The sequence below is a fragment of the Sphingomonas degradans genome (assembly GCF_053502645.1).
Genome location: NZ_CP177172.1, coordinates 2,593,534 through 2,620,512, shown reverse-complemented (window position 1 = coordinate 2,620,512; position 26,979 = coordinate 2,593,534). Strand labels below are relative to the sequence as shown.

The window sequence follows — 26,979 nt, the reverse complement described above, 5'->3', positions numbered from 1 at the left end:
GATCAGAACGCGGTCCAGTCATCCCCGCCGCCGCCGGCGCCCAGCACTGCCGCTGGCAGCGCCTTGACCGGCGAGACATAGCCGTTCGATGCGCCCGCCGAAGTCGTCGGCTTGGCCTGCGCCGCCGGCTTGGCGACAGCCGCGGGGCGTGCAGCGGGACGGTTGGCCGGACGGGCGCCGTTGGCCGAGATCACGAAGCGCGTAGCCTGGTCGGCGAGCGTGCTCACTTCGGTGCTCAGGTTGCGGGCGGCTGCCGAGGTTTCCTCGACCATCGCCGCATTCTGCTGCGTCGAATGATCCATCGCGCCAATCGCCGCGCTGACCTGGGTGATCGCCGTCGACTGCGCCTGGTTATCGGTGGCGATCGTGCTCAGCAGCGAATGGACCTCGCTCACATCGCTCGAGATATTGACCAGCGCGCCGTCGACCTTTTGCACCATGTCCACGGCGGCGACGATGTCGGTCTGCGTCGCGGTCAGCTGGTCGCGGGCGCGGCCTGCTTCTTCCTCGGCGCGCATGGCCAGCGCGGAGACGAGGTCGGCCACGACCGCGAAGCCACGGCCTGCCTCGCCGGCGCGACCGGCCTCGACCGCAGCGTTCATCGCCAGAACGCGGGTCTGGAACGCGATCTTGTCGAGCCCCTCGATCACGCTGTCGATACCCTTGGCGCTTTCGGAAACGCGCGTCATTGCCTGCACCGCTTCATCGGCGATCGAACGGCCGCCCGACACGGTCGAGATCGCGCCATCGGCGCGCTCCACGGTGCGGCCGGCAGACGCCGCGGTCGCCTTGAGCCGCTGGTCCATCTGGGTGATGGCGGCGGAGGTTTCCTCCAGGCTCGCGGCGTTCGCCTCGGTACGGCGGGCCAGGTCTTCGGAAGCCTGGGCGATTTCGCCCGAACCCGTGCGGATCGAGCTTGTCGATTCGATCACCGACCCGATCAGGTCGCGCAGGCTGGACAGGGCCTCGTTGAAATTGCCCTTCAGCTCGGCATAGGCCGGCGGGAAATCGGCGTCGATCGAGGCGGTAAGATCGCCGTGCGCCATTGCCGACAGGCTTTCGTTGAGCGTCGTCGTCACGCGCGACTGTTCGGCTGCCAGCCGGGCATCGATTTCCGCGCGGCTCAGCGCGGCGCTGCGGAACTGTTCGACGGCCGAGGCGATCTGGCCCAGTTCGTCATCGCGGTTGCGATAGGGAACCTCGGCGGTGCCGCCCTCGGCCAGCGTCTTGGTGACGTCGGTCAGGCGGGCGAGCGGATCGGCGACGGTGCGATTGATCATCAGCCAGATGAAGCCAAGGCCCAGGAACGACAGGACCGCGAGCGCAATGGTGGTCAGCAGCGAGAAGGTCGCGGTGGCGTTGCCGCTGACATTCGCAGCTTCGGCGCGGGTGCGCGACGCCTCGAGCAGTTTGTTGATCTGTTCGCGCGCGGCCGTGGAAGCGTCCTTGCCGTCACCCTTGATGGTCTTGAGCGCGCCTTCCATGTCGCCGGCCTTTTTCTGGGCGAAGATGCGGGCGTCGGTCTGGTGCAACGTGGCGACCATGGCGCTCAGCGCGGTCACGTCGGCGGCGAAATCGTCGCCGGCGATCTTGGCATAGTCGGCGACGGCCTCGTCCAATTCCTTGTTGGTCTTGGCGAGCCGCTCTTCCAGCTTCTGCATGTCCTTGGGATCGACGGCGGCGTAATAGCTATAGACGATGATCCGCAGTTCCTTGACGTCGCTCAACAGGTCGGCGAGGCCGGAAATGCCCTTCACGCCCTGTTCGACGTGGGTCGCGGCAACGCGGGTCAGCGTCTTGTTCGAGATATAGCCATTGAGCGCCAGGCCCCCGGTCAGAAGCGCCAGGATCGCGAACGAAACCAGCATTTTCTTGGCCAGGCGCCAGTTGTCGATGAAAGCAAGCATGCACCATTCCAGTTCTGTCGCGCTTGTCGGCGCTCGGTTGTCAAACGAGGGCTCGTGCGACCTCGATGAGTCATTATAGAATGGACCGACGGCGGCGGTGGCTGCCCGGTGCAATGTTGGTCGCGTGCGGTTCCGGATCCGAAGATGTCCAATCAGGGAATGTACGGGGCGGAGCAGGCCGCGCGCGGAGCGGCGTTTCGTCTATAAGTAACGATACATTGCTGGAGATATTGGTGCCCGCGAGCCTCGACACGTGCGCGCCGCGCCGTGCTGCCGGGTTCGAGCCGGTTGCCGATGTTTGCGACGCCGACCATCGCGCCCCTGCCCACGCGGCTGAGCTGGAAGATGCCGACCGCTGGGGCAGCGTGCGGACGCGCTTGCCCGTGGCCAGGAAAAGCACGACGCCGACATCGCTTTCGCCGCAGCAGACAGGGTGGAAACCCCGCGCCCACTGGTCCCCGATCGTTGTAGCGGCGTTCGACGATCCCTACGGCCATGTCCTTCGGATGGTGCGCTACGGCCATGTCGACTTGCTCGGCTGGAGCGTTCCGCTGACCTTCGTTTCGCGGCGCAAGCACCGCGCGGGCGCGCAGGAGGCGGGGGCCAGTCCGGCGATGACGGGCGCGACGCTGCCCGAACCCGCGAGCCTTTCGGGTGTGCTGGGCGGGCTGATGCTGGCGCACCGGAGGGATGTGCCGCAATTGACTCGATCCGCCGCTCCGCCGAGTCAGGGGCGCCGCGATCGGCGGGAGCGTGCAGGGCCATCGCGCTGGGTCGCGCGCACCAGCGTTCAGCTTCCGGTCGGCGGCGGCTATGCGCCCGAAGCGCAGCTGTGGCGCGGCGCGCCCGCCACGGCCCGGGCCGGCGGCATCCGCTATGGCCATATCGGCCTGGGCCAGCAACGCTGAGTCCGTACGCGGACGTCGGTGGTGGGCGTAGGTACTAGTCCGGTATCGTCGGCATTGCGGGTTTCCGATACCTCAGCATCCACACCGGCAAGGCAAGGAAAACCACGTGCCAGAGATGCTGCTGTTCGTGCTGATCGTAAGCGAAGTGGCGTTGCGCAGCACGCTGGCCGCGCGCCTGACGCTTGCCGGCGCCGATCTGGTGACTGCGCGCGATTATGATGACCCGCAGCTTACCCGAAATACGGACCGGCCAGCGGTGCTCATCACCGATGCGGGCGCGGCGTTGCACCGTGAGGGGGGCGCACAGTCCCTGAGCGCGGATGCGCGGTGGAGCCGCGTCGTAGTGCTGACTCCGGGTGCCGAGGCCCGCGAGAGCGACGACCCGCGTCTCTTCTATGTCCAGGGGGCTACGGCGGCGGCGGGTATCACGTCGCTGGTCAGCGCCTGGGAAGCGGGCCGCTGACGGCACCGCCGGATTCGTTCTACGCCGTTACGCCTGCTCCCATGCACGCCCGCCCACCATCCGGAGCGTGGCTGCGCACGCCCGGATGGCGGGTGACCGGCATCAGTTCTTGGGAAACAGTCCCGCGGCGAAGGCGATACGCAGCGCTTCGGACAGGCTGCGAACTTCCAGTTTCTCCATCAGATTGGCGCGATAGATTTCCACAGTGCGCGGGCTGATATCGAGTTCATAGGCGATGATCTTGTTCGATCGCCCTTCGATCAGCCCCTTGAGCACGTCGGTCTCGCGCGGCGACAGCTTTGCGATCTTGGCTTCGGCAGCGCCGATCCGCGACGCGGCTTCGCTGTCCTCTTCCAGCCGGGAAAAGGCGTTGTCGATCACCTGCATCAGCAGTTCGGCTTCGTACGGCTTCTCGATGAAATCGAGCGCGCCGGCCTTCATCGCCTGAACCGCCAGGCCGACATTGCCCTGGCCCGTGAGCACGATCGGCACGAAGCGTCCCACGCCTTCCAGCGCGATCATCACGTCCAGCCCGGACGCGCCCGGCATGTGGAAATCGAGCAGCAAGACGCCGGGGTCCAGCTCGCCCGCTTCCTGGAGGAACGCATCGCCCGAGCGATAGCTTCGCACCACCAGATCGGCCCGAACCGAAAGCAGGCTGTGCAGCGATGCGCGGACGGCATCGTCATCGTCCACGATATAGATCGTCCTAGTCATTCATCCTCCTCGACAACGGGCAGGGTAAACCTGAAAATAGCGCCCCCCTGCGGCCGGTTTCCTGCACTCAATGTCCCGCCATGGGCCTCGATGATACGCTTACTTATGGAAAGCCCAATACCCATTCCGCCGCTGGGCCCCTTTGTCGTGGTAAACCGCGAGAACATCTGTTCGAGCACAGCGGCGGGGATACCGGGGCCGTTATCGGATACTTCGACTTCGACCATGTTGTCCGGCGCCGGGCGCGAGCCGATCGTGATTTCGCGTTCGGCGCGCGGGATCTGGCGCAGCGCCTCCATCGAATTGCGGATCAGGTTGACCAGCACCTGCTGCACCTGGATGCGGTCGGCGAAGACGTGGCGCACGTTGGGATCGAGCTGATAGATCACCCGGATCTGGAACTGGCCGGTGCCCACCATCACCAGCTCGGCCGCGTCGCGCACCGTGCGTTCGAGCGATTCCGCGCGGATCTCGACTTCGCCGCGTGCCATGAAGGCGCGCATCCGGCGGATGATCTCGCCCGCGCGCTGGGTCTGTTCCGATCCCATGCGCAACAGATCGGTGACGCGCTCCACCGCCTCGCCGCGATCGAGCAGGATGCGCGCGGCGGCGAGGAAGTTCGACGTGGCGCTGAGCGGCTGGTTGAGCTCATGCGCAAGGTCGGCGGCAAGCTCGCTCATCGCGCTCTGGCGCGAGACATGAGCGATTTCGGCGTTCAGCTCGCTCATCCGCTCTTCGGTCGCCAATTGGTGCGACAGGTCGTGGACGAAGATCGTCAGGAGCAGTTCGTCGTCGACATGCGCGATGCCGATGCGGCCTTCGATCGGGATACGCCGACCGTCCGCCGTCTCCGCGTCGCATTTCAGCACCCGGCCGACCAGTTCCTCGTCGGTTCGGACGAACGTGCTGAGCTGCTCCAGCTTTTCCGGGCGGCTATCGGCCGGGATCAGCATCGCGCCGTTCTGGCCGACGACATCGGCGGCGCGATAGCCCCATAGCGCTTCGGCGGCGGCGCTGAACTGCTGGATGACGCCGCTTTCGTTGAGCACGACCATGGCGTCCGGCACCGTTTCCAGGATCGAGCGCAGCTGCGCCTCGCGCCGGCGCAGGGCGCATTCGCGTTCCTCCTGCTCGCTGACGTCCAGGATCACGCCGAGGGTGCGGACCAGATTGCCCTCCGCGTCGTAAAAGGTGCGCGACGATCCCTCGACGGTGCGCTGCGCCCCGTTCGGCAGGCGGAAGCGATAGCGCCAGTTGAACCGGTCCGCACGCGTCTGGACCGCGCGTGCGATACTGTCCAGAATCTGTTGCAGGTCGGCGGGATCGACGATCCTGCGCCACGCCTCGAAATCGCGCATCGACCCGGTGGCCAGGCCGAGCCGCTGTTCGGTGCCGGGCGACCAGTCGATCCGGCCCGATGCCACGTCCCATTCGAGGATGCCCAGTTCGTGCACCGCCACGGCCATGGCAAGCCGCTCCTCGCTCTCGGCAAGCGCCTGCGCGGCGGCGATTCCCTGGGTCACGTCGGTGATGCTGAGCACCAGGACCGGCGCGCGACCGGGACTGTCCACCTTGTGCGCGCGCTCGATCACAGAGACTTCGCGACCGTCGCGGCACCGCTCGACCAGCAGAATATTCTCGGTATCGGCGGGGCGCGGCGCGCCGAAACCCGGCGCTTCGCAGCGCGACCGAAGCAGTGCGTACTTTCGCCTGCCCGTGGCTTCGGCCGCGGTCCAGCCGTACAATTGCTCGCAGCCTTGCGACCAATAGCTGATGCGACCATCCAGGTCGGTCAGCACCACGGTGGTCTGCTCCATCGCCTGGCTGAGTTCGATCACTTCCGATCGACCGCGATCGATGCGCGTGACCGCCCAATACAGCACGATCGCGACGATCATGACGTTGCCGACCACCACGACGATCTCGCGCGTGATATCGCTGAACAGGTCGTATCGCTGTAACAGCGCCTCCATCAGCGAGGGGACGACCGGCAGAGCGATGGCGATCGGCAGCAGGATGCGCAGGACCTGCCAATCCTTGCGCTGCACCGCCACCAGCCGGAACCATAGCGGGTCGCTGTGATGGACGATGAACGCCAGCGCCAACGCAATGGCAGTGACGATGCCCGGCGCCCCCAGGTTGGCCAGCGAATGGTCGGCGGACGAGGGCCAGACGAGCAGGATCATCACGGCGACGGTCGCCGACACCGTAAAGGTCGCCGCCGTGACCACGCCGCGCACCGGCGAAAGCCGTGGAGCCTGGGACAGCGCTACCCAGCCGCCGAACGACAGCAGCAGGAATATCGTGGACGGGTTGGGGCCGGGGCGCCCCGGCTTGTCCGCGTCGAACTGTACCACCTTGTCATGGAACAGCGCGGTGTCGATCCCGAGATCGATTCCCGACATCCACTGGAACAGCGAGACCCCGCCGAGCAGGACCGTGAAGCCCCACAGCGCGATGGCGGTGCGGCGCAGGCCCAGCAGGGCGCAGGTGAAGGCGATCGAGAGCGCGGAATAGCCGATGCCGGTCAGCGGCCATACGGGTCGGCCATCGAAGCCCAAGCCCTGCAGTGCGGGGAGGTCGAATGCCCATGGAGCAACCATCGCCAGGCTCGAAATGCTGGCGATGACGGTCAGTGCGGTGGCGATCAAGGTAGTTCTTGAAGCGGTGGCCGCCCAAGACCTTCCGTAATTGATAATCAAACGCAAATCACCTGCCCCTGAACAGGGTGGCCAGGCCCCCTGGTCTTCGTACCATCAATGAAACAGAATTCGATAGCTACGTACATTCACTATACGGAATTTATTTATGGTTTCCGGATCGTGCATCAGCGTCGGCTTCGCGCGGCGCTTGCAAACCGGGCGCTTCCCGGCGATCACAGGGGCAACGGGGCCGGGGGCCCGATACACAAAATCAAAGGGAGTTGCGCTTGATCCGATCGATCCTAATCCTTGGCGCCACCGTGGCGCTGGGGGCCTGTGCCGCAGGGGGCGGCAAGGCGCAGAGCGGCGGCGGCGCGCCTGCCACCGCATCGGGGCCCGGCAAGGGCAAGGGCTATGCCCATGATCCCTATCCGTCGACCTATCGCGCCTATCCCGGCGCGCCGACGCTGGTGACCAACGTCACCGTGCTGGACGGCGAGGGCGGCCGGATCGAGGGCGGTTCGGTGCTGTTCCGCGACGGCAAGATCGTGGCGGTCGGCCAGGGGCTGAGCGCGGATGCGGGCACGACCGTGATCGACGGGCGCGGCAAATACGTGACCCCCGGCGTGATCGACATCCACAGCCATCTGGGCGACTATCCCTCGCCGGGCGTGGAGGCCAATTCGGACGGCAACGAAGCCACATCCCCCGCCACCCCGGAAGTCTGGGCGGAGCACAGCGTGTGGCCGCAGGACCCCGGTTTCGGCCGCGCGCTGGCCAATGGCGGTGTGACCACGCTCCAGATCCTGCCCGGCTCGGCCAATCTGTTCGGCGGGCGATCGGTGGTGGTCAAGAACGTCTATGCCCGCACGATGCAGGGCATGAAGTTCCCCGGCGCGCCCTATGGCCTGAAGATGGCGTGCGGCGAAAACCCCAAGCGCGTCTATGGCAGCAAGGGGCGCCAGCCTTCGACGCGGATGGGCAATATCGCGGTGGATCGCCAGACCTGGGCGCGCGCTGTCGAGTATAAGCGCCGCTGGGAAAAATATGAGGAAAAGGGCGGCGAACCGCCCGCGCGCGACATCGCGATGGACACGCTGCGCGGGGTGCTGGACGGCGAGATCCTGGTCCAGAACCACTGCTACCGCGCCGACGAAATGGCCATCGTCATGGATATGGCCAAGGAGTTCGGCTATCGCGTGACGGCTTTCCACCACGCAGTGGAGGCGTACAAGATCGCCGATCTGCTCAAGGCGAACAGCACCTGTGCCGCCGTGTGGGCCGACTGGTACGGCTTCAAGATGGAAGCCTATGACGCGGTGCCCGAGAACCTCGCCATCCTGGAAAAGGAAGGCGCGTGCGCGATGATCCATTCGGACGACGCCAACGGCATCCAGCGGCTGAACCAGGAAGTCGCCAAGGCGCGGGCTTCGGGCCGAAAGGCCGGCTTCGAGATTTCGGAGGCGACGGCGTGGAAATGGCTGGCGATCAATCCGGCCAAGGCGCTGGGCATAGCCGACAGGACCGGCAGCCTGAAGCCCGGCAAGATGGCCGATGTCGTGTTGTGGAACGGCAATCCGTTCAGCGTCTATACCCGTCCCCAGATGGTCTGGGTCGACGGCGCGCTGCTTTATGATGCGGGCAATCCCAAGCTGCGCCCGGTTTCCGATTTCGAGCTGGGCCAGCCGGGCGAGGGGGATGTGAAGTGATGCACCGGATGCTCCTGATGGCCGCGACTGCGGCGGTGGCACTGGCAGTGCCGGCAGCGGCGCAGACCGTGGCGATTACCAATGCCAAGCTGGTGATCGGCGACGGCGCCGGCCCGATCGAGGGCGGCACGGTCGTGATCCGCGACGGGCGCGTGGTGGCAGCCGGCGCAGGCGTTGCCGTGCCTGCCGGAGTCCGCGTGGTGGATGCGGGCGGGCGCTGGGTTTCGCCCGGCATCTTTGCGGGCTTCACCCGCATGGGGATCGTCGAAGTCGACGCGGTCGAAGGCACCAACGACACCGCCGCCAGCGGATCGCCGTTCAATGCCGCGCTTGATGTCGCGCCGGCGGTGAACCCGAAGAGCAGCCCGATCGCGATCAACCGGCTGGAAGGCGTGACTCGCGCGGTCGTGGCGCCCGACAATAGCCGGGGATCGATCTTTGCGGGGCAAGGCGCGGTGATCGACCTTGGCGCGGATCTGGGCCCGGTGGCGCGTCCGCGCGCGTTCCAGTTCATGGAATATGGCGAGGCGGGCGCGCGTGCGGCAGGGGGCAGCCGCGCCGCTGCCTATGCGATGCTGCACAACGCGCTGCTGCTGGCGCGCGACTATGCCCGCAGCCCCGCGACGTTCGAGAGCAACAGCAAGGAAGCGATGCTGACGCGCGCCGATGCTGCCGCGCTGGTGCCGGTGGTGCAGGGCAAGATGCCGCTGCTGGTGCATGTCGAGCGGGCGTCGGACATTCTGGTCGTGCTGGGCCTCAAGAAGGATGTGCCCGGCCTGCGCCTCGTGCTGGTCGGCGCGACCGAGGGGTGGACCGTTGCGCGTGAGATCGCTGCCGCCGGGGTGCCGGTGATCGCCTCGCCGGTCGCCGACCTGCCCGAAAGCTTCGAGCAGCTTGCCGCCACGCAATCGAACATCGGCCGGATGAAGGCGGCGGGCGTGCTGGTGGGCATGGGCACGATCAACCAGGACGAAGCGCGCCAGGCCCGCTGGGAAAAGCAATATGCCGGCAATCTGGTCGCCATCGCACAGGTGCCGGGGGCCAGCGGGCTGAGCTGGGGCGAGGCGTTCGCCACGATCACCTCGCGCCCCGCCGAGGCGCTGGGGATGGGCGATGCGTTCGGCTCGCTCAAGCCGGGCCGCCAGGGCGATGTCGTCGTGTGGGACGGCGACCCGCTGGAGATCGGCAGCACTGCGCAGGCAGTGTTCATCGACGGCGTCGAGCAGCCGCTGGTCAGCCGCCAGACGCGCCTGCGCGACCGCTATTGGGAGCCCAAGGAGGGCGCCTTGCCCAAGGCCTATCAGCGGTAGGTATGATTGCCCGGTCGTTGCGGAACCTTACCAATGGATGCAGCATTGCATCTGGGGTGTAGTCACCAACGGCCGGGCGTCCCGGCATAAGGGAGCATTGAAATGACTTCGCGCTTAGTCCTAACCGCCGTCGCCGCACTGATGGTCGCGGGGTGCCAGCCCGCGAACGAGCAGACCCCGGCGAACACGACGACGACCGAACCCGCCAACATCGCCGACAACGCACAGGGCGAGGGCAATGTGCTGGCGACCGTGCTGACCATGTCCGACCGCGAGCGCAACGTCGTGTTCATCCGCGCGATCATGGACGCGGGCCTGCCGTGCCAGGAAGTGAAGGCATCGACGCGCATGCCCGACCAGGACGGCAAGCCGCTGTGGCGCGCCGATTGCGTCGGCGGGGCAAGCCACATGATCAGCATCACGCCCGATGGCACCGCCAACATCATCACCCGCACCGACACGCGGTAAGGCATCAACAGGCTGGGTCGGGGCGTTGGCTATCGACAGGGTATCGCGCTTCGCTAAAGGAGCGCGATGCATCACTCCCCAATCCGCCTGGGCCTTGCCCTAGGCATGCTCGCCCCGGCCCTTGTCGCGCCAGCTTTCGCCCAATCCCACCGCGCCGCTACAGCGCCCTCGGTCCCCGCGATCGAAGCGTGGCTTGCCCGGAGCGATGCCGCGCGACGGCTCGACGATCCGGCGCTGACGCGTCCTCTCACGCGCGCGCAGGCCGATAGCGCGCTGGCGCTGCTGGGCGCCGATCGGATGCGCGCCGTCGCCGCGCAATGGGCGGGCGCGATCGCCGCCAAGCAGATCACCATCGGCGACAAGACGCTGAAATGGGAAAGCAAGCTGTTCGGCGACGCCGCGCCGGGCAAGCGCAGCCTGTGGATTTCGATGCACGGCGGCGGCAATGCCGAGCCGGCCGTGAACGACCAGCAATGGCGCAACCAGATTCGCCTGTATGAGCCGGCAGAGGGCATCTACCTCGCCCCCCGCGCGCCGACCGATAGCTGGAACCTGTGGCACGAGGCGCATATCGACGCGCTGTTCCAGGCGCTGATCGACGCGCAGGTTGCGGTGAACGGCGTCGATCCAAACCGCGTGTACCTGATGGGCTATTCGGCGGGCGGCGACGGCGTGTGGCAAGTCGCGCCGCGCATGGCGGACCGCTTCGCTGCCGCCGCGATGATGGCGGGGCACCCGAACGATGCGTCGCTGCTGGGCCTGCGCAACCTGCCGTTCGCGATCTTCATGGGCGGTGCCGATGCCGCCTATGATCGCAACAAGATCGCCGCCGAGCGCACCGCCGAACTCGATCGGCTCGCGGCGGCGGACCCCGGCGGCTATGTCCATATGTCGCGCATCTATCCGGGCCTGCCCCACTGGATGAACCGCAAGGATGCCGAGGCGCTGCCGTGGATGGCGGGCTTCACGCGCGATCCGTGGCCCAGGCGCGTCGTGTGGGAGCAGGACGACGTGACGCACGACCGCTTCTATTGGCTCCAGATCCCGGATGCGGCGGCGGCGAAGCAGCGCGACACCATGACCGCGACGGTCGAGGGCCAGACGATCACGCTGACCGGCACCGTCCCCGCCGGCACCACCCTGCGCCTGTCCGACCGGCTGGTGAACCTGGACCGTCCGGTGCGTGTGACCGTGAATGGCAAGGTCGCGTATTCGGGCAAGGTCGCCCGGACGGGATTGGCGATCGAGCAGTCGCTGCGCGAGCGGGCGGACCCGAGCGCCGCCGCAACCGCGCTGCTCACGCTGCGCTGAAAACGAAAAGGGGGAGGCTCCGCGAAGGACCTCCCCCTTTCCGGTTACGGGTTGGGCGCTTAGAGCGCGATGACCCCGCCGTCGGTCTTGGTGATGACCGCCACCGCCGAGCGCGGACGAATCGTGGCGGCGGCAGTGCCGGTCGCCTGGCTGTCCGGCCAGTGGCTGCTGGGGGCAGCCGGGGTGCCGCCTTCGCCGGGGTGCTGGATGCCGACGAACAGCGTGCGGCCGTCCGGCGTCGTGTCCACGCCGGTGATCTCGCATTCGACCGGGCCGACCAGGAAGCGCTTGAGCGTCGCGGCCGTCGGTGCCGCGCCGACGCGGGTGGCCTGGGTTGCGGTCATGCCGCCCGTGCCGGTGTTGGTGATCGTGCGCGCGCCGCCATCGGCGACGGTGCCCGGCATCGCCGCCAGCATCATGCAGTTGGTGACATCGGTATAGGCGCCGTCATCGGTCTGCACCCACAGCACCGGCTTCACGAGGCCCGCCGCGTTGGTCGAGCGGCTGAACCACAGGCCGTCCGGCGACGAGAAGTCCTGATCGCCGGTCAGGCCCGATACGTTGATGTTCGCCGCATCCAGATCGGCACCCGCGCCGAACAGATAGATGTCCCAGGTGAACGTCGTCGCTTCGGTGGTGTCGCCGGCTTCGCGCAGGCGGATGATGTGGCCGTTGGGGTTGCCATAGTTTGCCGTCTGGGCCGCGCCGTTCGGATCGTTGTAGTGGCGCGGGTTGGCGGCGTCGGTGCCGTTGAGCGGGCGGCCGGCGGCGTTGTTGTTGGTCAGCGTCAGATAGACCTGGCCGTTCGCCGGATTGACCGCCGTCCATTCCGGGCGATCCATCGGCGTCGCGCCGACGACGTCCGCAGCGAGGCGGGCGTTGACGAGCACATCGGCCTGATCCGCGAACGGATAGGTGGTCGCCGAGGCGGTGATGCCGTTCTGGCCGAACACCAGCGGCAGCCAGGTGCCGGTGCCGTCCGCGTTGAACTTGGCGACGTAGAGCGTGCCGGCGTCCATATACTTGTCGCCGATCGAGAGGCGATCGGTGGCCGTGGCGTCCGCCGCGACCCAGGCGGTGTTCGACACGAACTTGTACAGATATTCGCGGCGCGAATCGTCGCCCATGTACCAGGCCGGCTTCTTGCCGACGACGAACAGGCCGGGCCAGCAGCCTTCATGGCCGAGACGACCCAGCGCCGTGCGCTTGCGCGGCGCGGCGGCGGGGCTGTACGGATCGATTTCGACGACCCAGCCGAACTGGTTGGGTTCATTGCGGAAATCGGTCGTGGCGCTGCCGCCGGCGGTGGCGCGGGCGTCCCAACGGCGGAACAGCGTGTTGGCGGAATCCGATGCGACCACCGTCGACCAGCCATAGCTGCCCGAGCTGCTCGTCACGCCATAGCGGCTGAGCGCGGTGACTTCCTTGGCGGTGCGTGCCGCATTGTCGCCGCTGCGGCGGAAATAGCCCGCCCAGTTCTCTTCGCAGGTCAGCGCCGTGCCCCAGGGCGTGGTGCCGTTGGCGCAGTTGTTGATCGTGCCGCGACCGGCGACGCCGGTGGGCGAGAACACGGTCTTGAGCAGGTCCGAACCCTTGGCCGGGCCGTTGAACACCATCGGCGTGCTGGGGGTGATGCGGCGGTTGAAGCTGCTCGACTGGCTGACGCTCCACACGCCGCTGGCGTTGACCGACACGTCGGTGACGCTGACGCCGTGGCACTCGATTTCCTTCAGCGCTTCGCCTTCGGGACGCACGCCGCCAACCGAGGTCGCGCCGGCGACGTGGAGATACTGCTGGTTGATGTTCTCATGGTTCTGCACGATCAGCCCGCGGGTCGAGCTGTTGTCGTCGCGCGTGCCAGTGCTGCTGAGGCCGTACCAGTACAGCGCGTCGCCATGATCGCCGATGCGCTGGGCGAAATTGGTGTCGGTGCCGTCATTCTTGTACGCGGCCACGTTCGCGGCGATCGGATCGCCAAGGCGGTTGATGACCTGCACCGAATAGCCGGCGGGGACAGTGACGACGTCGAGCTTGTTCTTGGCGACGGCAGTGAAGCCCAGCGTGGCGGGGTTCACGGTCACGGTCGTGGTTGCGGTCGACACGGACTTGCCGTCCGAGGCCGCGAACTGGAAGGTCAGCGTGGTCGCGGCGGAGACGCTGGGTGCGATGAAGGTGGCGGTATTGCCGGTCGCGCCGTTGAGCGTGACGGTGGTCGCGGTCGTTGCGCCCACCTGCGTCCACGAAACCGCGCCGACGGCGGTGTTGTCGGTCGCCGTGCCGGTCAGCGTCACGACGCGGCCCGACGTGGTGGTGGCGGAAGCGCCTGCGCTCACGGTCGGCGACGGATCGCTGTCCACGTCCTTGCTGTCGCATGCGGCCAGCACCGAGCTGCCGAGCGTGGCCGCAACGATCGCGGAGCCACCGCGCAGCGCGGTGCGGCGCGACAGGCGCTGCTCGGCGAGGTCGTTCAGGGTGACGGTCGTGCTGTGGTTGGTATCGACGTCACCGTCGGTATAGCCGAAGCCGATCTGAATCTGGTCGGTCATGGAATCCCCCAAGAATCCGAGTCATGCGTGACCCGGCTGGGTTCGCCTTGGGGGCGGCGTCTTACATGGGTATGCACCGGGCGTTGCGGAACGATGACGCGCGTGCGCGCGAATGTGACGCTTTGCCTTGTCGGTCGCCTCCGTCTAGAGCCTTTGCCGCATGGAGCATAGCGCGGAAACCCAGGGGCAGACGCCGCCGCCCAGCCTTGCCCAGCGGCTGGGGAGCGCGGGGCGCGAGGGGCTGCGTGCGATGCCGCGTGGCGATGCGCGGATCGGCCTTGCGGTCGCGGCGCTGATTGCGGTGGGGCCGGTGTTGACCCTTGCCGGGGCGCATGTGCTCGCCGGTCGTGTGGCGCGCGAGGTCCAGGCGCTGAGCGCTGCAGAGGCACCGCGCGAGGCGAAGCGGGCCGAGGCTCGGCAGGCGCGCGAACTGCTGGCGCCGGTGCTGGCGCGGCCCGGGCTGACGGCGGTGATGGACGCAGTGGCGCGCAGCCTGCCCGAGGATGCCCGGCTTGCGCGCGTGGAGCGGGGTGCCGACGGTGCGCTGGAAATCGATGCGACGGCCCCCGATCCCGATGCGGTGCGCAGCGCCCTGCGGCGTGAGCCGCTGCTGGCGCGGTTGCGCGATAGCGGCCAGCGGCGCGGCGATGGCGCGATGGTCGCCTCCTTCCGGAGCGAGGGCGAGTGAAGGCAACAGCGATCGGCGCGGCTGCCGGGTTGCTGGCGGCGCTGCTCCTTGCGCCTGCCACCGGCGACGCGCTGGGACGGCTGGCCACGCTGCGAGCGCACCGCGATGCGCTGGCGGCAGAGGCGGCGCACCCGCGCCCGGTGGCACCCGTCGTTGTCGAGGGGCTGGCAATCCCAGCCAGCGATGTGGCGGCAGCGCAGGGCGCCATCATCGCGCGCGTGCAGCGGCTGGCGCGCGCCGGCGGCGTGCTCGTCGAGGCGGCAGCGCCGATGGCGGGGCCGGCGCCGCTGGCGATGGTAAAGCTGCGCGTGTCGGGGAGCGAAAAGGCGGTGCTGGCATTCGCCGACGCGCTGGAGCGCGAGCGTCCGCTGATGCGGCTGCGCAGTTGGCGGATCGAGCCGGTCGCGGGCGGCGCGCGGCTCAGCGGGCAGGTCGTGGGGGCATGGCAATGATCGGGCGGGGCGACAGAGTCGCGCTCGCACTTGCGGGCGGATGTGCGGTGCTGTTGCCGCTGGCGTTGCTGGTGCCCCATGGGAGTTCCGCGCCGACTACAGCGGGCCGGGCCGACGCGCCGCTCGCCGCCCCGGAAATACCGGCGGCGAGTGCAGCCTATGAACGCCCGCTGTTCGGGGCGGTGGCGGGCGGCGAGGAGGCGGCGCTTCCGGCGGACGCGCCGCACTTGCTCGGTGTGGTCGGGCGGCTGGGCGCCGACGCCGTCGCGCTGGTCCGCGCCGCCGACGGCACGAGCCGCACGCTCAGGCCCGGCGACAGCATCGACGGCTGGCTGCTGGCGAGCCTGGCGATCGACGCCGCCTATTTCACGCGGGGCGGCAACAGCGTGCGCGTGCCGCTGCCTGCGGGGGACGGGGAATAGCGGCAGCCCCTCAGTAAATCCCGTTGATCTCCACCGTCAGGCGCGGGGTCGGGGGGGCGAGGAGCAGGCTGCTGCGCTTGGTGTTCTGAATTTCGTCCGAGCGCAGGCGGGCATATTTGTCCTTGGCCGCCGCCGCCGCGTCCTCCGGCGTGCGCAGGATCGTCGGCTTCAGGAAGATGAACAGCGTGCGCTTCTGGTGGGTTTCCTTGCGGCTCTTGAACAATTCGCCGACCAGCGGGATGTCGCCCAGGATCGGCACCTGTTGGCGGGTATCCTGATAATCGTCGCTGATCAGGCCGCCGAGCACGATGGTACCGCCATTGTCGGCCAGCACCGTCGTATTGATCGCGCGGCGATTGGTGATGAGGTCCGACGCGCCGGAAACGGTGACGGGAGCGATGGCGGACGCTTCTTGGTTGACCTGGAGCCGGATCGTGTCGCCCGCATTGACGCGCGGCAGGATGCGCAGGGTGATGCCCACATCCTTGCGCTCGATCGTGGTGTAGGGAGTCGCCGAGCTGGAATTGGTCAGGATCGATCCGGTGACGAACGGCACGTTCTGGCCCACCACGATCTCGCCCACGACATTGTCGAGCGTCGTGATCTGCGGCGTGGAGAGCAGGTTGGCGCGGGTGGAAGTGCCCAGCGCCTGGACCAGGATCGAGAAATTGTCGCCGATCGCCACGTTTCCGGTCAGCCCGCCCGTGAGCAGCGTGCCGGCCTTCACCCCCAGCGCAGTCAGGATCGTGCCGAGCGAGGCACCGGCGGTGTTGAATGAAGTGGCCGCGCCTTCGACGCTGTTGAGCGCTGCGCCGCTGGTGCCGAGCTGGACCGCCAGCGCCTCGGCATCGTCGCCGACGATCTCGGCGATGGCGGCCTCGATCAGCACCTGCGGGCGGCGGATGTCGAGATCGGTGATGAGCGGTTCGATCGAGGCGATGGCAGTGGGCGTGCCGCGCACGACGACGGCGTTCAGCTCGGGTGCGGGCTGGACGGTGAGCTCGGGGGTCTGGAAGCCCTGGGGCTTGGCCGAGCTGCCGTTGGTCATCTGGGCCGACATTGGCGCGGTGCCGCCCGTCGTTCCGCCACTCGCGGCGCCATTGGCCGCGCCGGCGCCCGCCACCCCGCCGAGCCCGGCGGCGCTGGAACGGCTGAACGGATTGGAGGCGCTGGTATCGGACAGGCTGCGCGCTACAGGATTGTCCGCGCTTTCGCCCTGGCCCAGCACGCCGCGCAGCACGTCGGTGACGGTCTCCGCATCGGCATAGTTCAGGCGGAACATGCGCGTGATCGGCGTGGCTCCGCCGGGCGCATCGAGCGACAGCGCAATCTTGCGCGCCTCTGCGACCGAAGCCGGGGTGCCGCGCACGATCACGGTGTTGCTGCGCCCGTCGGAGGCGACGCGCGCGCCGCCATCGCCCAGCACGCCCTGCAGCGACTGCGCGACGTCCGCCGCGTTGCCGTTGCGCAGCGTGATCGTGGTGAAGGTGGAGCCGCTGCCGCCGTCCAGCTGGCGCGCAATGGCTTCGACGCGGCGGACATTGTCGGCATAGTCGGTGACGACGATCGCGTTGGGCGCGGTCAGCGGCTCGACGCTGCCGAAGGTCGCGACCAGCGGGCGCACCACGCGCGCGACATCGGCGGCGGGGACGTTGGACAGGCGGATCATCCGCGTGACGAGTTCCTGCCCCGAGATGCCCCGGCTGGGCACGCCGCCGTCGCGCACCGCATTGGCGGCGGGAACCACGCGCCACGCCCGGCCCGAACGCACCGCGGAAAAGCCGTTGGCGCGCAGCACCGACTGGAACAGTTCCCACACGCCCGACGGAGTCAGCGGCGTCGCGGATGTGACGGTCACCACGCCCTTCACGGCGGGGTCGAGGATCAGCGTGCGGCCGGTGATGCGCGAGATCTGGTCCGCGACATCGGCGATCTCGACGCCGCGCATGTTGACGACGACATCGGCGCTTTCGCCGGCGGGCGCGGTCTGGGCGGTTGCGGCCACCGCGTCCAGCGCAGTGCCGGCGAGAGCCAGGGCGGCAAGGGTGAAGCGAATCTTTTGCACGGGGGCTCTCTTTAACGGAGCGGAACGGTAAGCGTGAGCCGCTTGCCGTCGCGCAGGACCTGAATCTGGGCAGAGCCGCTTTGCTGCGCGCCGGCAAAGGCGGCGTTGGCGGCGGCGGGATCGCTCAAGGGGGTGCCGTTGACCGACTGGATCACGTCGCCCGCGACCATCCCCGGCGGGCCGTTTTCGCCGATGCGATAGCCGCCGTTGACCGGCGCCGCGTCGAAGCGCTGGAGGACGGCGGCGGTCGCCGCAGCGGGCGCCACGCCGACGGGCGGGGGCGGCGCGCCGGGGGCAGGGGCCGTGCCCGGCGCCGGCTGGGGCTGTGCCTGCTGCGCGGCCTGGCGCTGCTCGGGCGAAAGCGTGGGATCGGGGAAGGCAAGGAACTCGCTGCGCCCGCCAATCAACAGGATGACGCGATCGCGCAGGATCGACTGGATGGTCGCGCCCGCCACGGTATCGCCGACATGGAAGGGCTTGGCCGGCTGGCCCCCTTCGGCAATGAAGGCAGTGGAGGCTGCGGTCGGGCCGGCGGCAAACACGCCCTTCAACTCCAGCGGCAGGCTGGTCGGCTGCGATGCCTCGCCCATGGTCTGTTTGCCGAACGGCGCAAGGGCCAGCGCAGGCGCGATGTCGGGCGCGGCGGCGGGGCCGGTGCGGCTGGCGGGGACGGTGATCGCGCCGGTGCCGGCATGGCCGGCGAGGCGCCACGTCAGCCCCGCCAGCGCAACCGCGACCGAGACGACGACCGCACCGGTCAGCAGGTCCAGCATCGTGCGCGCCTGGCGCGGGGTGGGAGAGGGGAGCGCGATCATCCTTTGCGTCCGTCCACGAAGCCGTCGAGCGATGCAAGGGGCGCGGTTTCGTTTGCCGGGAATACGTCGATCCGGACGCGCTCGATCTCGGGGTCGTCGGTGGCGCGGCGATCGACCTTCACGCGCCATTGCTGGCCCAGCATCTCCACCGTCTCAGCAGCGGCGGGCGCGCGGGCCTCCAGCTCGGCGAGGCGGTTTTCGGCGACCCACATCGCGGTGGTCCGGCGTTCGACCGCGCGCGTCGAATCGATATGCGCCTCGACCGTGCGCATCAGCCCCACCGTGGCGATGGCGAGCACGGCAAGGGCGACCAGCGCCTCGATCAGCGAAAAGCCGTCGTCATGGGCGGGGCGGGGCGCGATCATGCCGCAGGCGCCTGGACGGCCGTTGCGGTGAGGCCGTCATAGGAGACCATCCAGCGCTGGCCGCCGCTCTCGATCGTCGCCGCCATCGGCCGGCCCGATCCATCGACGCCCAGGATCACGGGCGGCTTCACGGTCAGCGTGACGACCATCCCGCTGGGCAGCTTGTGAAAGCCCAGCGCGTCGTCCCTGCGCGCGATCATCGTGCCGTCCGGGGCGATGGTGGCGAAGCCATAGCCGTGCTTTTCCACCGTGAATGCGATCAGCCGGTCGCCCAGCATCGCGTCATCCGCCGCCGCCTGGAGCCGGGTGGCGAGGCGCCGCGCCTCGGTCTCGACATTGGGGGCGCGCGTCACGCTGCCGATGCCGAGCGATACCGCGCCGGCCATCACCGCGATGATGGCGAGGACCACCAGCATCTCGACCAGCGTCATCCCGGCCTCGCCGGATGCGCCGTCGTCAAGGATGATGGCCCCCCGCACCGCGATCAGCGCTTCCGCTCGATGTCCGCGTCCACTCCCTCGCCGCCGGGCTTGCCATCGCGGCCCAGCGATTTGATCAAATAGGTCGCGCCGTTCGATTCATAGACATAGGGCTTGCCCCAGGGGTCCTGCGGCATCGTCGACAAATAGCCGCCATCGGGGAAAGTGACCGGCAGCGGCGGCACGGTGGTTTTTTCCACCAGCGCCTTCAGCCCCTGTTCCGTCGTGGGGTATGCGCCATTGTCGAGGCGATAGGTGGTGAGCTGGCTGGCGATCGTCGCAAGGTCGGTCGTCGCGGTGGTCACGCGCGCCTGATCGGGGCGGCCGATGACGTTGGGCACGATCAATGCGGCGACCAGTGCGATGATCGCGAGCACCACGATCATCTCCACCAGCGTCAGCCCGGCTTCGGATTCGGGCACCGCGCGGCGCTTGCTTGTGGCGTCCTGCGGTGCGATGTCACTAAACTGTTTCAATTCTATGCGCATCCCCACCCCATGCGTCCTGCCCATGAAGCTAATGTGACAACCACTCCCAGCGCCATCGGCGCGCCAGACGCGGGCGAACCGCACGCCGCAGGTGTATGGACGCTGGCGGGCGGACGGCTGAGCATAGCCGAGCCGGGCGGAGTCGCAACTATTCTGGTCCCGACCGAGCAGGTGCGCCTGCTTGCCATCGACCTGCCGCTGCCGAATCGGGCCAAGCGGCTGGAAGCATTGCCCTTTGCGGTCGAGGATCTGGTGGCGGAGCCGCTCGAGTCGCTCCACCTCGCGCTGGGCGGCGAAGTCGCGCCGAAACGCTATCTGGTGGGCGTGGTGGCGGATGCCGTGATGGCCGAGTGGGTCGCGCTGGCCGAGGCGGCGGGGCTGGGCCATGCCGCTATCGTGCCCGATGCGCTGGCGCTGCCGATTCCCGGAGCGGGGGCGTGGGCGGTCGATCTGGCGGGGGACCGCGCGCTGGTGCGCACCGGCGACGGCGCCGGATTTGCCGTGCCCGCCGCGCTGCTGGTGCCCGCATGGGAGGCGGCGGGGCGGCCCGCCGTGCAGGCCTATGGCGCGCCCTTGCCCGTCGAGATGGGGGCTGCGGCGGCGGTTTCGCCCGGAGCGCTGTCGGCACGTCTCGCGGCGCCTGCGCTGGATTTGCGGCAGGGCGTCTATGTCCGCCGCCGCGCGTCGCTGCCGAATATCGCGCGCCGGCTGGTGTGGATCGTGGCCATCGGGGTCGCCGCGCATGCGCTGATCGCCGGCGCGGATACGCTGATGCTGCGCCGGATCGCCGATTCGCGCGAGGACGATACCCGCGCGCTGGCGGCGATGGCCGCGCCGGGCGCCAGTCTGGGCGAGGATCTGGCCGCGAGCGTCACCGACATGCTGCCGCAGGGACGCGCAGGCCCGCCCGAACGCTTCGTGCCACTGCTCAGCCGCATTTCCGGCGCGCTGGCGCCGCTGGCGGGATCGGTGGCGGTGCGCAGTATCGCCTATCAGGCGGATACGCTGACGATGGACCTTGACCCCGGCACCGACCCCGGTCTGTCGGCCCGCATCGACGCCGCGCTGCGCGGCGCGCGGGTGGGGGGCAGCGTCACGCGCGGGACCGACGGCAGCATCCGTATCACGGCGAGGACCGCATGAACTTCATCCGTTCCCAGATGCCGACGCTCGACGCCGCGCTGCTCCGCTTCGACAGCTGGTGGGAAGCGCGTGCCCCGCGCGAGCGCATGCTGATCGGCGTGCTGGGCGCCCTCGCCGCGCTGGTCGTCGTTGTGTTCGGCGTAGTGAAGCCGCTCCAGGCGGCGCGCGCGCAGGCACTGGCCGACATCCGCACCTATGAAATGCTGAGCGCGCGCATCCGCGCGGCAGGCACGCTGACCACGGCAAAGGCGCCCCGGCGGGTCGGCGCGCCGGAAAAGGTCGCCAACGATGCGGCTGCGGCATTCGGTCTGGCAGTGACGGCGGAGCCGATCGCGGGTGGCGCGCGCGTCACGGTCGCCGACGCGACCTATGATTCGGTACTGGCGTGGCTGGCCGATCTGGCGGGGACGAGCGACCTGCGTGTGCGGCGTCTGTCGATCGTCCGCCGCCCCGCCGCCGGGCGCGTTTCCGCCAGCGTGGATCTGGGTGCATGACCGATACGCTTATCGTCGAGGTCGCGGCCTTGCCCTACAGCTTCGCGCGGCGGCACGGCGTGCTGCTGCGGCCGGGGCCCGACGGCTTCACCGAATGCGTGCACCGCGCCGGGGCGGGGCTGGACGGGTTGCTGGAAGTACAGCGACTGGCGCCCGGCGCGCGCTTCGTCGCGGTGGCCGACGATGTTTTCGACGTGGCGCTGGGCCAGGCCTATAGCGGGGCGGGCGCCGCCGCCGATATCGACCTGGGCGGGATGGACCTGGCCGCGCTGGCCGACAGCGCCGCGAGCGTCGACGATCTGCTCGACACGCGCGACGACGCCCCCGTGATCCGCCTGATCAACGCGCTGCTGCTGGAGGCGATCAAGGAAGGCGCGTCCGATGTGCATATCGAGACGCAGGAAAAGCGGCTCGTCGTGCGCTTCCGCGTCGATGGCGTGCTGCGCGACATGATCGAGCCGCCGCGCGCGCTGGCGCCGCTGCTGGTCAGCCGTATCAAGGTGATGGCGAAGCTCGACATTGCCGAGCGCCGGATCCCGCAGGATGGGCGCGTGACGCTGCGTATCGGCGGGCATGACGTGGATGCGCGCGTCTCCACCATCCCGACCCAGCATGGTGAGCGCGTGGTGCTGCGCCTGCTGGAAAAGGGATCGCTGCGCCTCGACATGGAAGTGCTGGGGATGAGCGAGCGCGACCGTACGGTGTTCACGCGGCTGCTCGAACGGCCGCACGGGATGCTGCTGGTCACCGGGCCGACGGGTTCGGGCAAGACGACGACGCTCTATGCGGGGCTCAACCGGCTCAACGACCGCAAGCGCAACATCATGACGGTGGAAGACCCCATCGAATATGAGCTGCCCGGCATCGGCCAGACCCAGGTGAACACGCGCACCGACCTGACCTTTGCCCGCGGGCTGCGCGCGATCCTGCGGCAGGACCCTGATGTCATCATGGTCGGCGAAATCCGCGATCAGGAAACGGCGCAGGTCGCGGTGCGATCGTCGATGACGGGGCATTTCGTGCTTTCGACGCTGCACACCAACAGCGCGGTGGGATCGGTGACGCGGCTGATCGACATGGGAGTCGAGCGATACCTGCTGGCGCCGATGGTGGTCGGGCTGTGCGCGCAGCGGCTGGTGCGCAGGCTGTGCCCCAGCTGCCGACAGGCCGATACCGCGACCGAGGCCGATTCGCTGCTGCTGGGCGGGGCGATCGCGCCGGGCGAGCCGCTGTGGCGCGCAGTGGGATGCGACGAGTGCCATGGCGAGGGCTATCGCGGGCGCGCCGGGCTGTACGAAGTGGTCGCGGTGGACGACCGGTTCCAGAAGCTGATCCACGACGGCGCCTCGGAAGCCGAGCTGGAGGCGCATGCCCGATTGGACAACCCCAGCCTGCTCGACGACGGCATCGACAAGGTGCGCCAAGGCGTAACCACGGTGGAAGAAGTCGCGCGGGTGGTGCGCGAAGAGGGGGTATAAGGATGCAGCAGCCTTGCGAAGTGCTGGTGGGCGGCGTGATCGCCTTTGCAGGCGATGTGACGTCGCCGGCTGGCGAAGCCTCGGTTATGTCGCAGGGGTGGGTGCCGTGCGACGGGCGAAGCCTGAGCATGGCCGAGTACCCGCTTTTATATGCGGTCATCGGGGGGCAGCCGGGCGATCCGGAAGGATATTTCACGTTGCCCGATTATCGGGACGTCGCCCCCCTCGGTGCGGCAGGCGGTGGGCCACGCCTGACCTACCTGATCCGGTACCGCGGCGGCGCCCGCGTATGGCCGGCCCCCCGTGGTTGAAGCAGCGCTTTCCTTTTTCGACTGCACGCGTGTTGGTCCCGGCAAGACGCTGGTGTGCAGTGTGCAATGGGACGGGCGCGCGATCCGGGGGCGGTTTGATCCTTCGCCGCTGGCGCATGGCGACGGGTATCTGATCCCGATCAAGCGCGGCGGCTGGCTGGGGCAGCGTTATGCGCTGGCGTATCTGGAGCCCGAAGCGGGGACGGCGCGGGTGGTCAGCCGGTCGCGGCGCTACATGCGACTGCTGGGCATCGAGGGGACGCGGCTGACCTATGCCCCGGACGTGGATGGCAGGAAGACACGGGTGCTCGATGTCGCGCTTTAAGCCCACGGGCCTTCGCTGATGCCGGCCTATGCCTATCGCGCGGCGGATCGCGCTGGCGCATCGAAGCGCGGCGTGATCGAGGCTTCAAGCCCCGCCGCCGCCCGCGCGCTGCTCCGTGAACAGGCGCTGTTGCCGCTGTCGGTCGAGCCGGCGGGGGAGCGCGGTGCGATGCTGGGCGGGGTCCGGCTGCCCAGCCTGCGCGGGGCGGGGATTTCTGCCAAAGCACTGGCGACGATCACGCGCCAGATCGCGACGCTGGTGGGATCGGACATCGCGATCGAGGAATCGCTGCGGCTGGTCGCGACGCAATCCGAACAGCCCAAGGTCAGTTCGCTGCTGCTCGACGTGCGCGGCGCGATCCTGGATGGGCGCAGCTTTGCCGCCGCGCTGGCCGCGCATCCCAAGGCGTTTCCCGAATTCTACCGCGCGTCGGTGTCCGCCGGCGAGGCGTCGGGCACGCTCCCCAACGTGCTCAACCGCCTGGCCGAATTCGTCGAGAACCGGCAGGCGAACGGACAGAAGCTGCAACTCGCGCTGCTCTATCCCGCGCTGCTGGCGGTGGTTTCGTTCGGGATGATGGCGCTGCTGATGGTCTATGTCGTGCCAGACATCGTGCGCGTTTTCGTGTCGCGCGGGGCCGATCTGCCGCTGTTGACGCGCATCCTGATCGGCGTGAGCTGGTTCCTCCAGCATTTCGGGCTGTACCTGATCCTGGGCGTCGCCGCGGCGGTGGTGCTGTGGGGACGCTGGGCGCGGGTGCCCGCCAACCGGCTGCGGATGGACCGGATGTTCAGCGAGCGCCGCCCGTTCCGCCGCTTCAGTCGCCAGCTGAGCGCGGCGCGCTTTGCCGGCAGCTTGGCGACGCTGGTGGGCAGCGCAGTACCGCTGGTCGACGCGCTCCACGCGGCGGCGGCGGTGACCCCCAATCGCTGGGTCCGCGAAAAGGCGGTGGGCGTGGCGCAGCGCGTCCGCGAGGGGATTTCGCTGCGCGCGGCGATGCAGGAAGCGGGGGTGTTCCCGACGATGCTGGTCGCGATCGTCGCGTCGGGTGAAAGCAGCGGACGGCTGGCCCCCGCGCTGGGGCGTGCCGCGACCGAACTGGAGCGCGAACTCGACGCGCTGGTCGCCACGCTGGTCGCGCTGGTCGAGCCGCTGGTGCTGCTGGTGATGGGCGGGCTGGTGCTGATGATGGTGCTGGCGATCCTGCTGCCGATCATCAATCTGAACAACCTGGTGACGATTTAGAGCGGGTTCACGACGGGTGGAATCACGGGGGATTCCCTTTTCGCTGATCGTGTGATTCATAGGCAGCCGTCACGAAGGAGGCGGCGATGGGTTGGCGACCTGGGCAGAGTTACTCGCAGGATTTGCGTGATCGGGTGCTGGCGGCGGTGGACAGCGGGATGCCGGTCCGCGCGGCAGCAGTAATCTTCAAGGTCAGTATTGCCTATATCTACAAGGCGCGGATTCGACGGCGGCTGACCGGTGATGCCGGGATCAACCCGAACCGCGGCCGCCCGCCGCGCAAGCTCTCCCCGGCGCAGGAACTGGCGCTGGCGGCGCACATCCGCTCGCAACCAGGGATCACGCTGCCGCAGGCACAAGCCTGGCTGTTGGCCGAACACGGAATCGGGCTCAGCACCGGCGCGATGTGGAATGGGGTGCGGCGGCTCGGCCTGTCGTTTAAAAAAAGCCCTGCACGCAGCCGAGCAGGAGCGGCCGGACGTGGCGGCGCGGCGCACGCTGTGGCGGGCAGCCCAGCCGTTCATCGACCCTGAAAGCCTCGTCTTCCTCGACGAGACAGGGGTGAACACCAAGATGGCGCGGCTCTATGGCTGGGCGCCGGTCGGCGAGCGCTGCCGCGATCGCGTGCCGTTCGGACACTGGAAGACGATGACGTTCATCGCCGGCCTGCGCCTGACCGGCATGACCGCGCCCTGGGTGCTCGATGGGCCGATGGATGGCGATGCCTTCCGGGTCTATGTCCGCGACGTCCTGGCCCCCACGCTCCGGCGCGGCGATGTCGTGGTGCTCGACAATCTGCCCGCCCACAAGGTGGCCGGCATCCGCGAGGCGATCACCGCCCGGCGCGCCCAGCTCTTCTACCTGCCTCCCTACAGCCCCGACATGAACCCGATCGAGATGGCCTTCGCCAAGCTCAAGGCACTCCTGCGCCAGCAGCCAGCCCGAACCGTCGATGCTCTTGTCGAGCGCATCGGCGAACTCCTTGATCGCTTCCCGCCCTGCGAATGTGCCAACTTCTTCCAGGCCGCTGGATATCAACGGTCAATGTGAAATTGCTCTAGGGGGCCGCATCGCAGTCAGGGCGTGCGCATCTCAATAAAGCGGGTGCGGGAGTTTCCACGCAGAAGGCACGTCGTCGAAGCTTCCCCACAACTGCCATTTGTCACGTGCCCGATCATGGGAGGCGAGGCTCCATTGCGGTGGGTCGGGCCATCCAAACCAATCGCGGTCGATCAGAAACAGCGTCTCATCGTCGAATTCGGCGACGAAGCCGGTGCCGGTTCGTCGCGCCCACTCATGGTCTCGGCCAAGCGCGTGGCCGGTGGGCCATTCCGCAGAACCAGCCCGCCGCCAGTCCAGCGGCCAACCCGCCCGCGCGTCGAAGCCTGATTTGATCCGCCAAGCACGGAACAAGCCGAGGGGCCAAGGATCAGGTCTCCAGCGCATATAGTCCTGCTGCCGCGCAATTTTCACGGCGACAGTCTGTGGTGGAATGCGCCAGCCCGCAATCCAAATCCCTACATCTGCCCCTGAATCCGGCTGCCTCCCGGGATCCCGAGGAACGGCAGCGTCGCGGCGCCATCGGGTGTCACGCCCAGGTCCAGCGTGCCGTCTTCGCCCAGCGTCGCGTCCACCAGCAGCTTGCGCCGCTGCGTGGCGGGGGCGAGGTGGAGGGTGGTCTTGTCGCCGATATGCTCGGCGGTGAGGATCAGCGCGGGGACCGATGTGGCGGCCCCGCCGGTCTTGGCGCGGCAGCTTCCCGGATCGGTCGCCGCCTTCCCGCTGAGCATCTGCCCCGATCCGCCGCCCACCGCGACGCGGTCCATCTGGACCTGCATCGTCAGGTCGCAGGTGAAGGGCAGGCTAGGCTGGAGCGCGGAAATCAGCGTGCCGTCGGCCGCGCCGCTGACCTTGTCCAGCACCACGCGGCCGCCCGGATGCACCAGCAACTGGCCGCCCAGATCGGTGTTGGGCCCGCTCGCTTTCCAATCCGCCGCATAGCCCAGCGACAGCAGCGAGCGCAGCGGTGCCATCTGCCATTGCAGCTTGCTGCCCCCGGCAACACCCACTTCGCCGTTCCAGATCGTGCCCGCGACGCCGGTGCGCCAGGGCCGGTTCTTCAACACGACGCTGGCGGGCATCATTACCAGCATCGCAAGCAGATAGGCCCCTATGCCTAGCCCTGCGAAGACGATAATACGCCGGCGTGCCACACCCCCAAAATCCCC

The 26,979-nt window shown here is 68.5% G+C and carries 27 protein-coding genes; 16 read left to right on the top strand and 11 right to left on the bottom strand.

Annotated features, from left to right (window positions below; all coding sequences use genetic code 11):
* Nucleotides 1–2 precede the first annotated feature (2 nt).
* Nucleotides 3–1,907 carry a HAMP domain-containing methyl-accepting chemotaxis protein gene (locus ACG3SL_RS11855; RefSeq protein WP_448661341.1) on the bottom strand — a complete coding sequence of 635 codons (1,905 nt, stop codon included), beginning with the start codon at nucleotides 1,905–1,907 and terminating at the stop codon, nucleotides 3–5.
* A 233-nt stretch (nucleotides 1,908–2,140) separates the two neighbouring features.
* Here ACG3SL_RS11855 and ACG3SL_RS11850 point away from each other — a divergent pair, with 233 nt between their 5' ends.
* Together ACG3SL_RS11850 and ACG3SL_RS11845 are read left to right on the top strand one after the other, a co-directional pair.
* On the top strand, nucleotides 2,141–2,815 hold the full coding sequence (locus tag ACG3SL_RS11850) for a hypothetical protein (protein ID WP_448661340.1): 675 nt from the start codon (nucleotides 2,141–2,143) through the stop codon (nucleotides 2,813–2,815).
* A gap of 106 nt (nucleotides 2,816–2,921) precedes the next feature.
* A complete protein-coding gene (locus ACG3SL_RS11845) occupies nucleotides 2,922–3,278 on the top strand; it encodes a hypothetical protein (protein WP_448661339.1) in 357 nt (118 codons plus the stop codon).
* A gap of 102 nt (nucleotides 3,279–3,380) precedes the next feature.
* On the opposite strand, the gene ACG3SL_RS11840 is transcribed toward ACG3SL_RS11845, so the two are convergent.
* Entirely contained in the window at nucleotides 3,381–3,995 is a 615-nt protein-coding gene (locus ACG3SL_RS11840; protein ID WP_448661338.1) for a response regulator transcription factor, read from the bottom strand.
* On the bottom strand, nucleotides 3,992–6,646 hold the full coding sequence (locus ACG3SL_RS11835; RefSeq protein WP_448661337.1) for a PAS domain-containing sensor histidine kinase: 2,655 nt from the start codon (nucleotides 6,644–6,646) through the stop codon (nucleotides 3,992–3,994). The genes ACG3SL_RS11840 and ACG3SL_RS11835 overlap by 4 nt, the downstream gene beginning before the upstream one ends.
* Nucleotides 6,647–6,924: 278 nt before the next feature.
* Between ACG3SL_RS11835 and ACG3SL_RS11830 the strand changes: the two genes are divergently transcribed.
* The 4 genes from ACG3SL_RS11830 to ACG3SL_RS11815 all read left to right on the top strand — a co-directional run bounded on the left by ACG3SL_RS11830 (nucleotide 6,925) and on the right by ACG3SL_RS11815 (nucleotide 11,435).
* Nucleotides 6,925–8,346 (top strand): amidohydrolase, encoded by a 1,422-nt coding sequence (locus ACG3SL_RS11830; RefSeq protein ID WP_448661336.1) that lies wholly within the window; start codon nucleotides 6,925–6,927, stop codon nucleotides 8,344–8,346.
* Entirely contained in the window at nucleotides 8,346–9,656 is a 1,311-nt protein-coding gene (locus ACG3SL_RS11825) for an amidohydrolase family protein (protein ID WP_448661335.1), read from the top strand. The genes ACG3SL_RS11830 and ACG3SL_RS11825 overlap by 1 nt, the downstream gene beginning before the upstream one ends.
* Before the next feature lie 102 nt (nucleotides 9,657–9,758).
* On the top strand, nucleotides 9,759–10,124 hold the full coding sequence (locus tag ACG3SL_RS11820; protein ID WP_448661334.1) for a hypothetical protein: 366 nt from the start codon (nucleotides 9,759–9,761) through the stop codon (nucleotides 10,122–10,124).
* Nucleotides 10,125–10,190: 66 nt separating this feature from the next.
* Entirely contained in the window at nucleotides 10,191–11,435 is a 1,245-nt protein-coding gene (locus tag ACG3SL_RS11815) for a dienelactone hydrolase family protein (RefSeq protein WP_448661333.1), read from the top strand.
* A gap of 59 nt (nucleotides 11,436–11,494) precedes the next feature.
* Here the strand turns inward: ACG3SL_RS11815 and ACG3SL_RS11810 are convergent, their stop codons facing one another.
* Nucleotides 11,495–13,981 (bottom strand): alkaline phosphatase PhoX, encoded by a 2,487-nt coding sequence (locus tag ACG3SL_RS11810; RefSeq protein ID WP_448661332.1) that lies wholly within the window; start codon nucleotides 13,979–13,981, stop codon nucleotides 11,495–11,497.
* A gap of 160 nt (nucleotides 13,982–14,141) precedes the next feature.
* On the opposite strand from ACG3SL_RS11810, the gene ACG3SL_RS11805 reads away from it, so the two are divergent.
* From ACG3SL_RS11805 to ACG3SL_RS11795, 3 genes are read left to right on the top strand one after another with little or no spacing between them, the layout of a single operon-like run.
* The gene (locus tag ACG3SL_RS11805; protein ID WP_448661331.1) at nucleotides 14,142–14,669 is read left to right on the top strand and encodes a hypothetical protein; all 528 of its coding nucleotides are present in this window, start codon (nucleotides 14,142–14,144) and stop codon (nucleotides 14,667–14,669) included.
* Nucleotides 14,666–15,121 carry a hypothetical protein gene (locus tag ACG3SL_RS11800; protein ID WP_448661330.1) on the top strand — a complete coding sequence of 152 codons (456 nt, stop codon included), beginning with the start codon at nucleotides 14,666–14,668 and terminating at the stop codon, nucleotides 15,119–15,121. The genes ACG3SL_RS11805 and ACG3SL_RS11800 overlap by 4 nt, the downstream gene beginning before the upstream one ends.
* Nucleotides 15,118–15,543 (top strand): hypothetical protein, encoded by a 426-nt coding sequence (locus tag ACG3SL_RS11795; RefSeq protein ID WP_448661329.1) that lies wholly within the window; start codon nucleotides 15,118–15,120, stop codon nucleotides 15,541–15,543. The genes ACG3SL_RS11800 and ACG3SL_RS11795 overlap by 4 nt, the downstream gene beginning before the upstream one ends.
* Nucleotides 15,544–15,553: 10 nt before the next feature.
* On the opposite strand, the gene gspD is transcribed toward ACG3SL_RS11795, so the two are convergent.
* The 5 genes from gspD to gspG are packed head-to-tail and all read right to left on the bottom strand — an operon-like array spanning nucleotide 15,554 to nucleotide 19,743.
* Complete coding sequence (gspD, locus tag ACG3SL_RS11790) at nucleotides 15,554–17,608, bottom strand: type II secretion system secretin GspD (protein WP_448661328.1); 2,055 nt, start codon at nucleotides 17,606–17,608, stop codon at nucleotides 15,554–15,556.
* 11 nt (nucleotides 17,609–17,619) lie between these two features.
* Nucleotides 17,620–18,423 (bottom strand): type II secretion system protein N, encoded by an 804-nt coding sequence (locus tag ACG3SL_RS11785; RefSeq protein WP_448661327.1) that lies wholly within the window; start codon nucleotides 18,421–18,423, stop codon nucleotides 17,620–17,622.
* Entirely contained in the window at nucleotides 18,420–18,788 is a 369-nt protein-coding gene (gene gspI, locus ACG3SL_RS11780; protein WP_448661326.1) for a type II secretion system minor pseudopilin GspI, read from the bottom strand. The genes ACG3SL_RS11785 and gspI overlap by 4 nt, the downstream gene beginning before the upstream one ends.
* A complete protein-coding gene (locus ACG3SL_RS11775) occupies nucleotides 18,785–19,267 on the bottom strand; it encodes a prepilin-type N-terminal cleavage/methylation domain-containing protein (protein ID WP_448661325.1) in 483 nt (160 codons plus the stop codon). The genes gspI and ACG3SL_RS11775 overlap by 4 nt, the downstream gene beginning before the upstream one ends.
* A gap of 5 nt (nucleotides 19,268–19,272) precedes the next feature.
* Nucleotides 19,273–19,743, bottom strand: a complete 471-nt coding sequence (gene gspG, locus ACG3SL_RS11770; protein WP_448661324.1) for a type II secretion system major pseudopilin GspG — start codon at nucleotides 19,741–19,743, stop codon at nucleotides 19,273–19,275.
* 45 nt (nucleotides 19,744–19,788) lie between these two features.
* Here gspG and gspL point away from each other — a divergent pair, with 45 nt between their 5' ends.
* The 7 genes from gspL to ACG3SL_RS11735 all read left to right on the top strand — a co-directional run bounded on the left by gspL (nucleotide 19,789) and on the right by ACG3SL_RS11735 (nucleotide 25,801).
* Nucleotides 19,789–20,898 (top strand): type II secretion system protein GspL, encoded by a 1,110-nt coding sequence (gspL, locus tag ACG3SL_RS11765; protein WP_448661323.1) that lies wholly within the window; start codon nucleotides 19,789–19,791, stop codon nucleotides 20,896–20,898.
* On the top strand, nucleotides 20,895–21,392 hold the full coding sequence (gene gspM / locus ACG3SL_RS11760; protein ID WP_448661322.1) for a type II secretion system protein GspM: 498 nt from the start codon (nucleotides 20,895–20,897) through the stop codon (nucleotides 21,390–21,392). Before gspL ends, gspM begins: the two co-directional genes overlap by 4 nt.
* Nucleotides 21,389–22,870: a type II secretion system ATPase GspE gene (gene gspE, locus ACG3SL_RS11755; RefSeq protein ID WP_448661321.1), complete on the top strand. Its 1,482-nt coding sequence runs from the start codon at nucleotides 21,389–21,391 to the stop codon at nucleotides 22,868–22,870. Before gspM ends, gspE begins: the two co-directional genes overlap by 4 nt.
* A gap of 2 nt (nucleotides 22,871–22,872) precedes the next feature.
* Complete coding sequence (locus ACG3SL_RS11750) at nucleotides 22,873–23,181, top strand: phage tail protein (RefSeq protein ID WP_448661320.1); 309 nt, start codon at nucleotides 22,873–22,875, stop codon at nucleotides 23,179–23,181.
* Nucleotides 23,174–23,506 (top strand): hypothetical protein, encoded by a 333-nt coding sequence (locus ACG3SL_RS11745; RefSeq protein WP_448661318.1) that lies wholly within the window; start codon nucleotides 23,174–23,176, stop codon nucleotides 23,504–23,506. Before ACG3SL_RS11750 ends, ACG3SL_RS11745 begins: the two co-directional genes overlap by 8 nt.
* A gap of 18 nt (nucleotides 23,507–23,524) precedes the next feature.
* Nucleotides 23,525–24,751 carry a type II secretion system F family protein gene (locus ACG3SL_RS11740; RefSeq protein WP_448661317.1) on the top strand — a complete coding sequence of 409 codons (1,227 nt, stop codon included), beginning with the start codon at nucleotides 23,525–23,527 and terminating at the stop codon, nucleotides 24,749–24,751.
* An 86-nt stretch (nucleotides 24,752–24,837) separates the two neighbouring features.
* Nucleotides 24,838–25,801, top strand: a protein-coding gene (locus tag ACG3SL_RS11735) for an IS630 family transposase (protein ID WP_448661315.1) whose coding sequence is annotated in 2 segments (ribosomal slippage) — nucleotides 24,838–25,188 and nucleotides 25,190–25,801 — 963 coding nt in all. Because the reading frame shifts where the segments join, the coding sequence is not laid out codon by codon here.
* A gap of 42 nt (nucleotides 25,802–25,843) precedes the next feature.
* On the opposite strand, the gene ACG3SL_RS11730 is transcribed toward ACG3SL_RS11735, so the two are convergent.
* Both ACG3SL_RS11730 and gspN read right to left on the bottom strand, forming a co-directional pair.
* A complete protein-coding gene (locus ACG3SL_RS11730; RefSeq protein ID WP_448661314.1) occupies nucleotides 25,844–26,164 on the bottom strand; it encodes a hypothetical protein in 321 nt (106 codons plus the stop codon).
* A gap of 104 nt (nucleotides 26,165–26,268) precedes the next feature.
* Nucleotides 26,269–26,904, bottom strand: coding sequence for a type II secretion system protein N (gene gspN / locus ACG3SL_RS11725; protein ID WP_448661313.1), 636 nt, complete (start codon nucleotides 26,902–26,904; stop codon nucleotides 26,269–26,271).
* Between the last annotated feature and the right edge of the window lie 75 nt (nucleotides 26,905–26,979).

Excerpts from the sequence above, each read along its gene's own strand:
- ACG3SL_RS11855 (WP_448661341.1), bottom strand. The coding sequence starts at position 1,907 with ATGCTTGCTTTCATCGACAACTGGCGCCTGGCCAAGAAAATGCTGGTT.
- ACG3SL_RS11840 (WP_448661338.1), bottom strand. The coding sequence starts at position 3,995 with ATGACTAGGACGATCTATATCGTGGACGATGACGATGCCGTCCGCGCA.
- ACG3SL_RS11825 (WP_448661335.1), top strand. The coding sequence starts at position 8,346 with ATGCACCGGATGCTCCTGATGGCCGCGACTGCGGCGGTGGCACTGGCA.
- ACG3SL_RS11820 (WP_448661334.1), top strand. The coding sequence starts at position 9,759 with ATGACTTCGCGCTTAGTCCTAACCGCCGTCGCCGCACTGATGGTCGCG.
- ACG3SL_RS11815 (WP_448661333.1), top strand. The coding sequence starts at position 10,191 with ATGCATCACTCCCCAATCCGCCTGGGCCTTGCCCTAGGCATGCTCGCC.
- ACG3SL_RS11810 (WP_448661332.1), bottom strand. The coding sequence starts at position 13,981 with ATGACCGACCAGATTCAGATCGGCTTCGGCTATACCGACGGTGACGTC.
- ACG3SL_RS11805 (WP_448661331.1), top strand. The coding sequence starts at position 14,142 with ATGGAGCATAGCGCGGAAACCCAGGGGCAGACGCCGCCGCCCAGCCTT.
- ACG3SL_RS11795 (WP_448661329.1), top strand. The coding sequence starts at position 15,118 with ATGATCGGGCGGGGCGACAGAGTCGCGCTCGCACTTGCGGGCGGATGT.
- ACG3SL_RS11785 (WP_448661327.1), bottom strand. The coding sequence starts at position 18,423 with ATGATCGCGCTCCCCTCTCCCACCCCGCGCCAGGCGCGCACGATGCTG.
- gspI (WP_448661326.1), bottom strand. The coding sequence starts at position 18,788 with ATGATCGCGCCCCGCCCCGCCCATGACGACGGCTTTTCGCTGATCGAG.
- gspM (WP_448661322.1), top strand. The coding sequence starts at position 20,895 with ATGAACTTCATCCGTTCCCAGATGCCGACGCTCGACGCCGCGCTGCTC.
- gspE (WP_448661321.1), top strand. The coding sequence starts at position 21,389 with ATGACCGATACGCTTATCGTCGAGGTCGCGGCCTTGCCCTACAGCTTC.
- ACG3SL_RS11750 (WP_448661320.1), top strand. The coding sequence starts at position 22,873 with ATGCAGCAGCCTTGCGAAGTGCTGGTGGGCGGCGTGATCGCCTTTGCA.
- ACG3SL_RS11740 (WP_448661317.1), top strand. The coding sequence starts at position 23,525 with ATGCCGGCCTATGCCTATCGCGCGGCGGATCGCGCTGGCGCATCGAAG.
- gspN (WP_448661313.1), bottom strand. The coding sequence starts at position 26,904 with ATGCTGGTAATGATGCCCGCCAGCGTCGTGTTGAAGAACCGGCCCTGG.